The following is a 14,687-nucleotide window of genomic DNA, read 5'->3' on the forward strand; positions in this document are numbered from 1 at the left end:
CTACGGAAACGCTACGAGCGGCCAACCCGACCGCGCTCCGCTACGGCCAATACAAGTCGGGTACCTCAGGGCGACTCAGGACGGTCTGAGGATCTCTGAGTCACGTCTAAGGCACCCCGTACCCGGAACATGCGGCACTCTCCCGATGTGGCGGACCCCCCTGGGAGACGAGTGTTGAGGCATCGCAGAAAGCGAAGCCGAAACCCACTCGCCACCAGGGAGCACCAGATGTACGAGTACGAGATCCACCAGATCCGCGCCGCCGAACTGGTCCGCCAGGCCGAGCACAACCGCCTGGTCCGCGAGGCCCGCGAAGCCCGGCGCAACCGGCGCGCGGAGCGCCGCGCCGCCTCTGCCGGCCAGGACACGGAGGGGCGGGTGAACAGTCCGCGCTCACGCCGCTCCCGTTTCGCACGCGCGGCCTGACGATGACGGCAGAGCAGGGGGAGGGCCACACGGGTGTGGTCCTCCCTTTCGACTTCAGCTCCACCTTCAACGCGGCCGACAGGCATATCGAGGTCGTCGACCCGCGCCCGACTCTGCCCTCGGCGATAACGGGTGCCGCTGCGTCGGACCCCTGTGCGATGCTCCCCCCTGTGGAGACCAGGTGCGTCAGCCCGGTGTTCGTCGGCCGCGCCGGCGAACTGGGCGTACTCAACAAGGCGCTCGCCCGTGCCACCACGGGGGAGCCGCAGGCCATGCTGCTCGGCGGGGAGGCGGGGGTCGGCAAGACCCGTCTCGTCGAGGAGTTCGCACTCGCCGCACGCCGCGAGGGCACCGTCGTCGCGCTCGGCGGCTGCGTCGAAATCGGTGCGGACGGGCTTCCGTTCGCCCCCTTCTCGACCGCTCTGCGGGCCCTGCGCCGACTGCTGCCCGAGGAGTTCGTCGCGGCGGCCGCCGGACAGGAGACCGAACTCGCGCGGCTCCTGCCCGAACTCTCCCCGGCGCCGACCGGACGCGACGGACGCCACGACGAGCAGAGCATGGCCCGGCTCTTCGAACTGACGGCCCGTCTCCTGGAGCGCGTCGCCGCTGACCGCACCGTCCTCGTCATCCTGGAGGACCTCCACTGGGCCGACGCCTCCACCCGCCACCTCCTCTCCTATCTCTTCCGTACGCTGCGCAGCGGCCGTCTCGTCATCGTGGCCACCTACCGCGCCGACGACATCCACCGCCGTCACCCCCTGCGCCCGCTCCTCGCCGAACTCGACCGCCTGCGCACCGTCACCCGCCTCGAACTCGACCGCTTCAGCCGCGACGAGGTGTCCCGCCAGATCGCCGGGATCTTCGCGGCCGAGCCCGAACAGGCCCAGGTCGACGACATCTTCGAGCGCTCCGACGGCAACGCGTTCTTCGTCGAGGAACTGGCCGTCGCCACCAGCGGGGGCAACTGCACCGGCCTGTCCGAGACGCTGCGCGACGTGCTCCTCGTCCGCGTCGAGAGCCTTCCCGACGACGCCCAGCGCGTGGCCAGGATCGTCGCCGAGGGCGGCTCCACCGTCGAGTACGCGCTGCTCGCCGCCGTCGCCCGGCTCGGCGAGGACGAACTGATCGAGGCCCTGCGCGCCGCCGTCGGCGCCAACATCCTGCTCGCCACCCCCGACGGGGACGGCTACCGCTTCCGCCACTCCCTGGTCCGCGAGGCCGTCGGCGACGACCTGCTGCCCGGCGAACGCTCCCGCCTCAGCCGCCGCTACGCCGAGGCGCTCGAGGCCGACCCCTCGCTCGTCCGCGCCGACGAACGCGTCACGCGCCTCGCGAGCTACTGGTACCACGCCCACGACCCGGCCAAGGCACTGCCCGCCGTCCTCGACGCGTCCGTCGAGGCCCGCCGCCGGCACGCCTACTCCGAGCAACTGCGGCTCCTGGAACGGGCGATGAGCCTCTGGGACGAGGCCCCCGAGGACATCCGCGCCGCACTGCGCCCCGTCGACTACACCGAGGTCTATCCGCCCTGCGGCTGCGATCCCGCCACCACGCCCCTGCGCTATCTCGACCTGATGGCCGAGGCCGCCGTCGCGGGCCGCCTGTGCGGCGAACGCGAACGCGCCCTGAAAATCATCAAACGCGCCCTGCGCCTCATCGACGACGCCGACGACGAGAAGGACCCCCTGCGCGCCGCCTGGTTCTGGATCCAGCGCTCCCGTCTCGTCTCCTCCCTCGGCCGCGGCGACGGCTGGGCCGAGATCGCCACCGCCCAGGAACTCGTACGCGGACTGCCGCCGTCCGAGGTGCACGCCGAGGTCCTCACCAACGTCGCCTCCTGGGGCATGCTCCACAACCCCGGCGAGGAGACCCTGGCCGCCGCCGAACGGGCCGTCGAATACGCCCGCATGGTCAAGGCCGAGGACATCGAGCTGAACGCCAGACTCACTCTCGGCGGCCTCCTCGTCGACGCGGGCGAGATCGACCGCGGCTTCGCCGAGATGTACGCCGTCCGCGACCGGGTCGTCGAGATCGGCCTCGTCCCGCAGGTCGGCCGCGTCCACATCAATCTCGCCTCCGTCCTGGAGGGCGCAGGCCGCTCCCTCGAGTCCGTGACCGTTGCCGAGTCAGGCATGGACCTGTGCCGCCGGTACGGGCTCCTCGACACGGAGGGCTGGGTCCTGACCAACATGGCCGAGTCCCTCACCTCCCTGGGCCGCTGGACCGAGGCCGAAGTCGCCGTCGACACGGCACTGCGGTCCTCCGCGCTGAGCGCCAAGCCCCGCGGCACGGCGGCCACCCGCCTCGCGGCCGTCGCTCTCGCCCGCGGCGACCACGCCGAGGCGGCCGCCCAGCTCGCCACCGCCCGCGCCCACTACGGCAGTCACGACACGATGCCCCAGTACACCCTGCCCCTGTCCGCCCTCGCCGTGGGCATCTCGGCGGCCGCCGGCGGCACCCAGGGCCTCCTCGACGCCCGCGCCGAACTCGCCCGCGTCGTCGCCGAGGGCGTCCCGCCGAGCAACCAGCGCTATGCCTGGACCCTCCTCGTCTCGGCCGCCGTCGCCGAGGCCGACGCGCGCGGCCTGCCGGCCGCGGAGCCCGGCCGAGCCGCAGCCGTCGACCGCATCCGCACGGCCGCCAAGCGCCTGGCCACCCCCATGCCCGTGTGGCTCGCCCACGAACAGTGGCTCCGCGCCGAACTCCTGCGCGCCGAAGGCCGCGACACCCCTGACGACTGGTCCCATCCCCTCACCACCTTCGAGTCGCTCGACCGCCCCTACGACCTCGCTCGCGTCCGCTTCCGCGCCGCGGAATCCCTCCTCGCGGCCGCCGCCACGTTCGACGACGAGCGGGAGCGGGCCACGGAACTGCTGCGGCTCGCCGGAGCCGTCGCCGACCACCTCGGAGCGCGCCCCCTCACCGAATCGGTCGCCCTGCTCGCGCAGCGTGCCCGCCTCACCTTGAACCCCGCCGCACCACGCCCCCAGATGCCCGCCGATCCCGCCGAGGAACTCGGCCTGACCAGCCGCGAACGCGACGTCCTGCGCCTCGTCGCCGCCGGACGCAGCAACCGCCAGATCGCCGAGGAGCTCTTCATCTCCCCGAAGACGGCGAGTGTTCATGTCTCCAACATCCTGGCCAAGCTCGGCGTGGCCGGCCGCGGTGAGGCAGCCGCGGTGGCCCACCGCCTGAGGCTGTTCGCGCCGACGGGCTGATCACGCAGGGTGAAAATTCGCGCTGTCGTACGCTGGAATGAGGTTTCGGCCACCCGGAGGCGCCGTGTTCAACATGTTCGAGGAGCTGTTCTCGCCCGGCCGCAAGCACACCAACGAGGAGCGCAAGCGGCTGGAGCTGACCCGCGTCGACCTCAACGACGGCGACCCTGGCCGCGGCCCCATAGACCTCACCTCCGGCAAGGTGCTGGTCCGCGTCCCCAACCAGACACCACCGGACCCGACGGAGGGACCGGAGACAGCGGCGACGGAGCCGCCCGAGTCGGCCCCCGAGGCGAGCGCGACCCCAACGACCGACCCCGGTCGTGACCCGGGTCACGACTCCGCGCACGACCCCGACCCCACCGACCCCTCCGACGACGAGACCTGAGCGCTACCGCTCCCGCCCTGCCAGGGACCGGCGCCCCTCAGGACACCTCCAGCTCCAGAATCCGGTCGTCGCCCTTCCGCGGCGTACCTCTCGAGTCCGTGTTGCTCGTCGTCAGCCACAGCTTGTTCCCGCCCGCGGCGACCACCGTCCGCAGCCTCCCGTACTTGCCCTGCTCGGTCGCGTCGTCGATGAGGAAGGACTGTGGCTCGGCCGCCACCTGCGTCCCCTTGAGGGGGATCCGCCACAGCCGCTCGCCTCTCAGGCCCGCCATCCAGACCGAGCCCTCCGCGTAGGCGATGCCGCTCGGAGAAGCCTCGGACGTGTGCCACACGGCCACCGGATCGTGGAACCCGGAACTGCCGCTCTTGCCCTCCACATCGGGCCAGCCGTAGTTGTCACCCGGCACGATCAGGTTGAGCTCGTCCCACGTGTCCTGGCCGAACTCCGACGCCCACAGCCGCTTGTCCTTGTCCCAGGCGAGCCCCTGCACGTTGCGGTGACCGTACGTATAGACCACGGAGTCACCGAAGGGGTTTCCCGGCGCCGGTTTGCCGTCCGGGGTCATCCGGAGGATCTTGCCGCCCGGGGACTTCCTGTCCTGGGCGTACTTCTTCACGTAAGTCTCGCCCGTGCCCACGTAGAGCAGCTTGTCCGGGCCGAACGCGATGCGCCCGCCGTTGTGGTTCGAGCCCTTCGGGATGCCCGTGAACACCGTCTCGGGCGCGCCCAGTTGATCGCCGGGCGGCTTCTTCGCGTCGTACCTCATCCGCACGATGCGGTTGTCGGACTTCGCGGTGAAGTACGCGTAGAGCCAGTGGTCGGAGGTGAACGACGGGGAGAGGGCCAGGCCGAGCAGTCCGCCCTCGCCGCCCGGGACCACCCCGGGCACGGTGCCGGCCTCGGTCTTCTTGCCGGTCTGCGTATCGACCCGCGTGATCGTCGCCTCGTCCCGCGAGGACACCAGCAGGCCACCGCCGCCCGGCAGCGGGGCCAGGCCCCAGGGGGAATTCAGGCCCTCGGCGACCGTGCGCACCACCTTCACCGAGCCCTCCGCCGGAGCGTTGCCGCCCCCCGCGCCCCCGGAAGCGGACGTGCCCGGTTCGGACGAGCCGGGGGAGGCGCTGTGCCGGGTGTCCGACGAGGCGTCGTCACCCGAGGAACACCCCGCCGTGAAAAGGATCGAGGCGCAGGCCAACACGGCCAACACGGGCTGCACACCTGGACGTTGCACGATCGGATCCCCTCGACGCTGCGGACTGGGCTGCTGTTCTGCGCTGCGGTTCTACTGTTCATACACCGCAGCCACCCCGCAGGTTCCCGATCAACTCCGACGCGTTCGGACCAACCCGCTCCCGCCCGCCGATCGCACAGCCCCAAAAGAACAAGCACCCCGAGCCTCAGTCCCAAGACCCCCGAGCCCGCGGCAGCTCCCTGATCTCCGCCAAATCACGGTCAGTGAGCTTCAGCTCCGCAGCCTCCGCGTTCTGCGCCGCCCAGCGCTCCCGCTTGGCACCCGGAACCGGCACCACGTGCCGCCCGCGCCCCAGCACCCACGCCAGCGCCACCTGCGCCGGAGTCACCGCTTCCCCGTGCCGCGCGGCGATCCGGCGCAGGCCCGCCACGATCGGCTGGTTGGCCGCCATCATCTCCGCGGTGAACCGGGGATGCCGGGCCCGCAGGTCGTCCGGTTCGAACCCCTGCCCGGGCGTCAGCGTGCCCGTGAGGAAGCCGTTGCCCAGAGGCATCGCGGCGAGGAACCCCACGCCCCGGGTCTCGCACCACGGCAGCAGTGTCTCCAGGGCCTCCGGCGACCACACCGAGAGCTCGGCCTCCACCGCGCTGACCGGGAACACCTGCTGCACCCGCTCCAGCTGCCGGATCGTTCCCGCATGCAGCCCGGCCCTGCCCCGCCGCGTCGCCCGCGCCCCCACCGCGCACAGCCCGAGCGCCCGCACCTTTCCCGCGCCCACGAGCTCCGCCATGGCGCCCCACGTCTCCTCGACGGGCACCTCGGGGTCGGCGCGGTGCAACTGGTACAGATCGATCGTGTCCGTCTGGAGCCGCCGCAGCGACGCGTCGCAGGCCCGCTTCACATACCCGGGCCGGCCGTTGGCGACGATGTGCTGCTCACCGACGAGCAGCCCGCACTTGGTCGATACGAAGGCGTCGCCGCGGCGCTCCTTCAGGACCCGTCCGAGCAGCAACTCGTTCGTGAACGGCCCGTACATGTCCGCCGTGTCCAGCAGGGTCGACCCCCGGTCCAGCGCGGCATGCACGGTGCGTACGGACTCGTCCCCCCGCTGCCGCGAGCCGGTATAGGCCCAGCTCATCGGCATGCACCCGAGCCCGATCGCGCCCACCTCGAGCGCTGCCGCCCCGATCGTCCTGCGCTCCACCTGGAAGTAGCCTCCCCCTGCGTGTTCGAGAGGCACCCAAACTAACCTCTGGGACCCGGCCCGCCGCGCACAGCCCACCTCCCATTAGCCTCCTGACCATGAGTGCTGAGGTATCCGCCGACGTATGGCTCCCGTTCCGTGAGGACGAGGTCCCCGGGCTTCCCGAGGGGCTCAACTATCGCTTCTGGGACGGCGGCCCCGACTTCCCCGCCGACCCGGCCGACTGCGCCTTCTACGTGGTCCCTTACATGAAGGGCGCGGACGTCGGCGTACGGCCCATGGTCGAGATGACGTCCGTACGGGCCGTGCAGACGCTCTCCGCCGGCATCGACCACGTACAGGGAGGCCTCAAGTCGCTCCCGTCGGGCGTGCGGCTGTGCAACGCGCGTGGTGTGCACGAGGCGAGCACCGCCGAGCTCACCCTCGCCCTGATCCTGGCGTCCCTGAGGGGCATCCCCGGCTTCGTGCGGGGACAGGAGAGCGAGGAGTGGCGGTCCGGCTTCTATCCGGCGCTCGCCGACAAAATCGTACTGATCATCGGGTACGGGTCGATCGGCTCCGCCATCGAGGACCGGCTCGCTCCCTTCGAGTGCGCGCGGGTCGTGCGCGTCGCACGCTCTGCCCGCACGACCGCGCGCGGCCCCGTGCACCCGCTCACCGAACTGCCCGCCCTGCTCCCCGACGCGGACGTGGTGATCCTTTCGACGCCGCTCAACGAGGCGACGCGGGGTCTCGCCGACGCCGGCTTCCTGGCGCGACTCAAGGACGGTGCCCTGCTCGTGAACGTCGCGCGCGGGGCCGTCGTCGACACCGAGGCGCTCCTGGCCGAACTGGAGAGCGGCCGGATCACCGCAGCCCTCGACGTCACCGATCCCGAACCCCTGCCCCAGGGGCACCCGTTGTGGCACGCTCCGGGGGTACTCGTCAGCCCGCACGTCGGCGGCTCCACATCCGCCTTCTGGCCGCGGGCCAAGCGCCTGCTCGCCGCACAGCTGACCCGGTTCGCGGCGGGAGAACCGCTCGAGAACGTCGTCCTGACGACGGACTGAGGGCGGGCTCCGGAGAGGCCCCATCCGCCGCCTCCCGGCCCGACTTCACATGCCCGCGCACACGCTCCGCGCCCGGCCGGATGCGCCCCGTGCGCGCATCGCCGCTGGTCGTCACGGAGAGTAGAGGGGCCCTGTCCCTGAGTGACGACTCTGGTGTATCGTCCCGACTGGGGTAGCGCCGTGGAGAGTTCGGCGCCGGGCACGGACGACCGGGACTGCGAGGGGGGCGACGGGCGATGCACGGCCTATGGGCGAACGATCCGACGCGGCGGGGCCGCCGGCGACGACCCGCGCGCGCACCGGTCCGCACGAGCCGGCCCAGCTGCCACGGCAGCCGCAGGGGCGGGCGCCACAGGAACGGCGGACGCCGGAGGCCTCAGCGAGCAGAGCGCGGACACCGGGACACGGGGGCGGCACGGACCGGAGTGTCCCCGTGAGCGCCCCCGGGGCCGTGATCGCAGGCCGCCGCCTGTTCCAGGGCGGAGGGGCCGGCCTCGGCTCACAGCTCGTGCTCGCGTTCCTGTGCGCCGGGTACGCGACGGGGTCCGTGCTCGGCTGGGGATCCGACCGGCTCGCCCTGTTCATGGGCGACTTCGGACTCAGCGCCGCCGCCGCGGTCGCCGCCGTGTCGAACTTCGCGTACGCGCGCAGTCGGCGCAGCCGCTTTCGACCTGCCTGGATCCTGTTCGCGGTCTCCTCCGCCATGGCGTCCCTGGGAAACGGGGTGTGGGGCTGGTACGAGGTCGTCCTCCAGCGCCCGGTGCCGACCCCGAGCCTCGCCGACCTCTTCTTCCTGTGCTTCGCACCGCCCGCCGTCGTCGGACTGCTCGTCCTCGCCAAGCGGCCCTTCACCAAGGCCGGTTGGGTCTGTCTCGCGCTCGACTCCTGGCTCATCGCCGGCTCGCTGATCACGCTGTCCTGGAGCCTCGCCCTCGCGCACACCGCGCGGTTCGAGGGGCAGAGCGTCACCCGTACCGCGCTCTCCCTCGCGTACCCGCTCCTCGACATCGTGCTGGTCAGCATGGTGCTCGCCCTGCACTTCCGCCGTTCGCCCGGCAACCGCTCGGCGGTGAACACCGCGATCGGCGCGCTCGCCCTGACCGTGATGTGCGACGCCCTGTTCACCTCGCCCCTGCTGCACGCGAGTTACCACTCGGGGGAGATCCTCGACGCCGGCTGGTTCGCCGGGTCGCTGCTGCTCGCGTACGCGCCCTGGGTGGGGCCGCGGCGCGGGGAGCGCGACGGAGGACCCGCGTTCGCGCGGTACCCGGTCACCCGCCCCATCTCCGGATCGCTCGCGGCGCTCACGCCCTATCTGGCCGCCGCCGTCTGCACGTTGGGGATTCTCTACAACGTCCTGAACGGCCACAGTGTGGACCGCGTGGTCCTCTTCACGGCATGCACCGTCGTCCTGGCCCTCGTCGTGCGCCAGGGCATCATGCTCCTCGACAACATCACCCTCACCCAGGAGCTGGCGCAGAAGGAGAACCACTTCCGCTCCCTGGTGCAGGGCTCCAGCGACGTCATCATGATCGCCGCTCCGAACGGCATCCTCAGATACGTCAGCCCGGCCGCCGCCGGGGTCTACGGGCGCGACGCCGAGGAACTCGTCGGGTCCGAGCTCGCCTCGATCATCCATCCCGAGGACCTCGGGCGCGTGGTCCACGAACTGCGCCGCTTCCTCGCGGCGAGCCAGATCGAGGAGCCCACGACCCGAATCGAGTGCCGCTTCCACTCCGGCGCCGGAGCCTGGCTGAACGTGGAGTCGACGGTGAACCGCCACCACGGCGGCCTCATCCTCAACAGTCGGGACGTCACCGAACGGGTGCGTCTGCAGGCGCAGTTGCAGCACAACGCCGAGCACGACCCGCTCACCGACCTGCCCAACCGCGCCCTGTTCACCAAGCGGGTCGGCCGCGCGCTGGGAGGCCGCCGCGCCACCGACCGCGGCACGGCCGTCCTCTTCATCGACCTCGACGGCTTCAAGCAGGTCAACGACACCATCGGCCACCAGGCGGGCGACGAACTCCTCGTCCAGGCGGCCCGGCGGCTGGCCGAATCCGTGCGCTCGGGAGACACCGCCGCCCGCCTGGGAGGTGACGAGTTCGCGGCGCTGATCGTCGGCGACGGAAGCCGCGACGACACAGCACGTGAGCAGCACATCTACGAGCTCGCGGACCGCCTCAGGGTCACCCTCTCGCAGCCGTACACCATCGACGGCAACGATGTCCGGGTGGCCGCCTCCATCGGTGTCGCCTTCGCCGAACCCGACGTTTCCGCAGGCGAGTTGCTGCGCAACGCGGACCTGGCGATGTACCGGGCGAAGGCCGCAGGAAAGGGCCGGGTGGAGCTGTACGCGCCCCAGATGCAGGCCGACGTCGTGCGCAAGGCGGAACTCGCCACGCGGCTGCGCACCGCCCTGCACGAGGGCGAGTTCGCCCTGCTGCACCAGCCGGTGGTCTCCCTCGACACGGGCCGGATCACGTCGGTCGCCGCGCAGGCCCGCTGGCGCTCGACCCAGGGCATCCTGTTCACGCCCGCCGAGTTCCTGCGCACCGCCGAGGAGGGCGAGCGCACCGCCGAGCTCGGCCGCTGGATGCTGGAGGAGGCCGTCGAGCAGGCCGCCGAGCGCGGGCGCCGAGGCCATGCCGTACCCGTGGCCGTCCGGATCGGCGCCCGCAGGCTCCTCGACCGGTCGCTGCCTCTCGGCTCCATCGAGGCGCTCCTGACCCGGCACGGGCTGCCCTCGGGTGCGCTGGTCATCGAGCTGGCCGACAGCGACCCCAGGGTGCCCCTGGACGAGCTGGAACGCCGTCTCACCACGCTGCGCCGACTCGGTGTCCGGATCGCCCTCGACGGCTTCGGCAGCGGATACGCGGCCATCACGGCGCTGCGCAGGCTCCCTGTCGATGTGCTGAAACTCGACCGCAGCCTCGTGGAAGGGGTGGTGGAGTCCGCCCGTTTGCACAAGATCACCAGTGGTCTGCTGCGCATCGCAGGCGATCTCGGCCTGAGTTCCGTGGCCGACGGCGTCGACCTGCCCGAGCAGGTCGTCGCACTGCGCGCCATGGGATGCACACATGGACAGGGGATGGCCTTCTCCGGGCCGCTCGACGAGTACCGGCTGCGCCGTGCGCTGGCCTCGGGGAACTACCCGGTGCCGAGCGGTCCGGCCGAGCCGGTGTTCGCGGGCGCACCGTTGCCGTCCGCCCGGACGACCCTGCTCCGTTCACATAATGAGACCCCCGTCCCACCTACTTGACACGCATAGTGCGCCGGAGAGAGGGTCAATGCCATGCGCACCCGAATTCTCGTACTTGGAAAGCGCGTCGGCTGAAGCTGGGGCCCACCGGTCCGAACACCGGATCCCAGCAACCGCACCGGCGCGCTCCCCTCGCTTGCCTCACGGCACGAGGGGTTTTTTGTTGCACAAGCGCGTGTAGTCCAGTAACCGAACACCGCACAAACCTCGCAAAAACCCTCAGCATCGAGAAGAGAATGCCGATGACCGAGCAGGCCACCGGGGCCCACCATCCGCAGCCGCGGCCCCGAGGACAGCAGTCCGCCCCCGTCGAGCACGTCACGGGTGCGAAGTCCCTCATCCGTTCGCTCGAGGAGGTCGGGGTCGACACCGTATTCGGCATTCCCGGCGGCACGATCCTTCCCGCGTACGACCCGATGATGGACTCGACCCGGGTGCGGCACGTTCTCGTGAGGCACGAGCAGGGCGCGGGGCACGCGGCCACCGGCTACGCGCAGGCCACCGGCAAGGTCGGCGTCTGCATGGCGACGAGCGGTCCGGGTGCGACGAACCTGGTGACGCCGATCGCGGACGCCATGATGGACTCCGTCCCGCTGATCGCGATCACCGGTCAGGTCGTGACCAAGGCCATCGGCACGGATGCCTTCCAGGAGGCGGACATCGTCGGCATCACGATGCCGATCACGAAGCACAGCTTCCTGGTCACCAGGGCCGAGGACATCCCGAAGGCGATCGCCGAGGCATTCCACATTGCCTCGACCGGTCGTCCCGGCCCGGTCCTCGTGGACATCCCGAAGGACGTGCTGCAGGCGCAGACGACGTTCTCCTGGCCGCCGCAGCAGGACCTGCCCGGCTACCGCCCGGTGACCAAGCCGCACGCCAAGCAGATCCGCGAGGCCGCGAAGCTGATCTCCGCCGCGAAGCGGCCGGTCCTCTACGTCGGCGGCGGTGTGCTCAAGGCGCACGCCACGGCCGAGCTGAAGGTCCTCGCCGAGCTCACCGGAGCGCCCGTCACCACCACCCTGATGGCGCTCGGCGCATTCCCCGACAGCCACCCGCTGCACGTGGGAATGCCGGGCATGCACGGTGCGGTCACCGCCGTCACCGCGCTGCAGAAGGCCGACCTGATCGTCGCCCTCGGAGCCCGCTTCGACGACCGCGTCACCGGCAAGCTGGACAGCTTCGCCCCGTTCGCGAAGATCGTCCACGCCGACATCGACCCGGCCGAGATCGGCAAGAACCGCGTCGCCGACGTGCCGATCGTCGGTGACGCCCGCGAGGTCATCGCCGATCTGGTCCAGGCCGTGCAGAAGGAGCACAGCGAGGGCCACAAGGGTGACTACAGCGCCTGGTGGAAGGACCTCAGCCGCTGGCGCGACACCTACCCGCTGGGCTACGACCAGCCCGAGGACGGTTCGCTCTCGCCGCAGAACGTCATCGAGCGGATCGGCCAGCTCGCGCCCGAGGGCACGATCTTCGCCGCGGGCGTCGGCCAGCACCAGATGTGGGCCGCGCACTTCATCCAGTACGAGAAGCCCGCCACTTGGCTCAATTCCGGCGGCGCCGGAACGATGGGCTATTCGGTTCCCGCCGCGATGGGCGCGAAGGCCGGCATGCCGGACCGGGCCGTCTGGGCGATCGACGGCGACGGCTGCTTCCAGATGACCAATCAGGAACTGACCACCTGCGCGCTCAACAACATCCCGATCAAGGTCGCCATCATCAACAACGGCGCCCTCGGCATGGTCCGCCAGTGGCAGACGCTGTTCTACAACCAGCGCTACTCCAACACCGTGCTCCACAGCGGCCCCGACGACGTCAAGGACAACAAGGGCACCCGCGTCCCCGACTTCGTCAAGCTGTCGGAGGCCATGGGCTGTTACGCCATCCGGTGTGAGCGCCCCGAGGACCTGGACAAGGTCATCGCAGAGGCCAACTCCATCAACGACCGCCCCGTCGTCGTGGACTTCATCGTCCACGAGGACGCCATGGTGTGGCCGATGGTCGCCGCAGGCACCTCCAACGACGAAGTCATGGCCGCCCGCGGGGTCCGCCCCGACTTCGGCGACAACGAAGACGACTGAGACCGAGAGCGAAAGAGAGACCAAGAGCCATGTCCAAGCACACGCTCTCCGTCCTGGTCGAGAACAAGCCAGGTGTCCTCGCCCGGATCACCGCACTGTTCTCCCGCCGCGGGTTCAACATCGACTCCCTGGCGGTCGGCGTCACCGAGCACCCCGACATCTCCCGCATCACCATCGTGGTGAATGTCGAGGACCTGCCGCTCGAACAGGTCACGAAGCAGCTCAACAAGCTGGTCAACGTCCTGAAGATCGTCGAACTGGAGCAGGGCCACGCCGTCCAGCGTGAGCTCGTCCTCGCCAAGGTCCGCGCCGACAACGAGACGCGCTCGCAGATCGTCGAGATCGTCCAGCTGTTCCGCGCCAAGACCGTGGACGTCTCCCCGGAGGCCGTCACCATCGAGGCCACCGGCTCCAGCGACAAGCTGGAAGCCATGCTCAAGATGCTGGAACCCTTCGGCATCAAGGAGCTCGTCCAGTCGGGCACCATCGCGGTCGGCCGCGGCTCGCGCTCCATCACCGACCGGAGCCTGCGGGCGCTCGACCGCACGGCCTGAGCCCCCCAGGTGCTTTCGAGCGCCCTCTCGTATACCGAGACCCGAAAACTTCCCTCCGCAATCCCGCCGTACGGTGGGACGCAACACCTGCACACCAAGGAGAAAATCCAGTGGCCGAGCTGTTCTACGACGACGATGCCGACCTGTCCATCATCCAGGGCCGCAAGGTCGCGGTGATCGGTTACGGCAGCCAGGGCCACGCCCACGCGCTGTCGCTCCGTGACTCCGGTGTCGACGTCCGCGTCGGTCTGCACGAGGGCTCCAAGTCCAAGGCCAAGGCCGAGGAGCAGGGCCTGCGCGTCGTGACGCCGTCCGAGGCCGCCGCCGAGGCCGACGTCATCATGATCCTGGTCCCGGACCCGCTCCAGGCCCAGGTCTACGAGGAGTCCATCAAGGACAACCTGAAGGACGGCGACGCGCTGTTCTTCGGCCACGGCCTCAACATCCGCTACGGCTTCATCAAGCCCCCGGCCAACGTGGACGTGGCGATGGTCGCGCCCAAGGGCCCGGGTCACCTGGTGCGCCGTCAGTACGAAGAGGGCCGCGGCGTTCCGTGCATCGCGGCCGTCGAGCAGGACGCCACGGGCAACGGCTTCGAGCTGGCCCTCTCCTACGCGAAGGGCATCGGCGGCACCCGCGCCGGCGTCATCAAGACGACCTTCACCGAGGAGACCGAGACCGACCTGTTCGGTGAGCAGGCCGTTCTCTGCGGTGGCACCGCCGCGCTGGTCAAGGCGGGCTTCGAGACGCTGACCGAGGCCGGCTACCAGCCGGAGATCGCGTACTTCGAGTGCCTCCACGAGCTGAAGCTCATCGTCGACCTCATGTACGAGGGCGGCCTGGAGAAGATGCGCTGGTCGATCTCCGAGACCGCCGAGTGGGGCGACTACGTCACCGGCCCGCGCATCATCACGGACGCCACCAAGGCCGAGATGAAGAAGGTCCTCGCCGAGATCCAGGACGGCACGTTCGCCAAGAACTGGATGGACGAGTACCACTCGGGCCTGAAGAAGTACAACGAGTACAAGACCCAGGACGAGAACCACCTCCTGGAGACCACCGGCAAGGAGCTCCGCAAGCTCATGAGCTGGGTGGACAACGACGAGGCGTAAGCCTTGCGACGAGGGGGCCGGGGCGAACGCCCCGGCCCCCTCGTCGAGGTGGACGGCCCGTGTCAACTTGGTTGTCCACCGTGTCCAGCCACGGACGGGTGATCCTTCCGTGGAGGCGCAAGACCACCTCCGAAGCGCCACTAGACTGCAGAACACATTCGCGTCGGGCCCACAGCGTCGTGCGTCTACCACGCGGCA

Annotated in this window: 10 protein-coding genes; 8 read left to right on the plus strand and 2 right to left on the minus strand. The window is 70.4% G+C overall.

Going from position 1 to position 14,687, the window contains the following annotated elements:
• The first annotated feature begins 228 nt into the window (after positions 1-228).
• The 3 genes from CG723_RS20765 to CG723_RS20775 all read left to right on the plus strand — a co-directional run bounded on the left by CG723_RS20765 (position 229) and on the right by CG723_RS20775 (position 4,032).
• Positions 229-426, plus strand: a complete 198-nt coding sequence (locus tag CG723_RS20765; RefSeq protein WP_100594979.1) for a hypothetical protein — start codon at positions 229-231, stop codon at positions 424-426.
• A gap of 158 nt (positions 427-584) precedes the next feature.
• Positions 585-3,644 (plus strand): helix-turn-helix transcriptional regulator, encoded by a 3,060-nt coding sequence (locus CG723_RS20770; protein ID WP_100595176.1) that lies wholly within the window; start codon positions 585-587, stop codon positions 3,642-3,644.
• A gap of 73 nt (positions 3,645-3,717) precedes the next feature.
• A complete protein-coding gene (locus CG723_RS20775; RefSeq protein ID WP_442802580.1) occupies positions 3,718-4,032 on the plus strand; it encodes a DUF6191 domain-containing protein in 315 nt (104 codons plus the stop codon).
• Between the two features lie 37 nt (positions 4,033-4,069).
• Here the strand turns inward: CG723_RS20775 and CG723_RS20780 are convergent, their stop codons facing one another.
• Positions 4,070-5,248: a PQQ-dependent sugar dehydrogenase gene (locus CG723_RS20780; protein ID WP_100594981.1), complete on the minus strand. Its 1,179-nt coding sequence runs from the start codon at positions 5,246-5,248 to the stop codon at positions 4,070-4,072.
• Positions 5,249-5,429: 181 nt separating this feature from the next.
• Complete coding sequence (locus CG723_RS20785) at positions 5,430-6,428, minus strand: aldo/keto reductase (RefSeq protein ID WP_100594982.1); 999 nt, start codon at positions 6,426-6,428, stop codon at positions 5,430-5,432.
• 98 nt (positions 6,429-6,526) lie between these two features.
• Here CG723_RS20785 and CG723_RS20790 point away from each other — a divergent pair, with 98 nt between their 5' ends.
• From CG723_RS20790 to ilvC, 5 genes are all read left to right on the plus strand, one after another.
• Positions 6,527-7,477 (plus strand): 2-hydroxyacid dehydrogenase, encoded by a 951-nt coding sequence (locus tag CG723_RS20790; protein WP_100594983.1) that lies wholly within the window; start codon positions 6,527-6,529, stop codon positions 7,475-7,477.
• Between the two features lie 247 nt (positions 7,478-7,724).
• The gene (locus CG723_RS20800) at positions 7,725-10,739 is read left to right on the plus strand and encodes a putative bifunctional diguanylate cyclase/phosphodiesterase (protein WP_100594984.1); all 3,015 of its coding nucleotides are present in this window, start codon (positions 7,725-7,727) and stop codon (positions 10,737-10,739) included.
• Between the two features lie 242 nt (positions 10,740-10,981).
• Positions 10,982-12,823, plus strand: a complete 1,842-nt coding sequence (locus tag CG723_RS20805) for an acetolactate synthase large subunit (protein WP_100594985.1) — start codon at positions 10,982-10,984, stop codon at positions 12,821-12,823.
• Between the two features lie 29 nt (positions 12,824-12,852).
• On the plus strand, positions 12,853-13,377 hold the full coding sequence (gene ilvN, locus CG723_RS20810) for an acetolactate synthase small subunit (RefSeq protein ID WP_100594986.1): 525 nt from the start codon (positions 12,853-12,855) through the stop codon (positions 13,375-13,377).
• A gap of 110 nt (positions 13,378-13,487) precedes the next feature.
• On the plus strand, positions 13,488-14,489 hold the full coding sequence (gene ilvC / locus CG723_RS20815) for a ketol-acid reductoisomerase (RefSeq protein ID WP_100594987.1): 1,002 nt from the start codon (positions 13,488-13,490) through the stop codon (positions 14,487-14,489).
• Positions 14,490-14,687 lie beyond the last annotated feature (198 nt).

The organism is Streptomyces sp. CB01635 (genome assembly GCF_002803065.1).
Classification (GTDB): domain Bacteria; phylum Actinomycetota; class Actinomycetes; order Streptomycetales; family Streptomycetaceae; genus Streptomyces.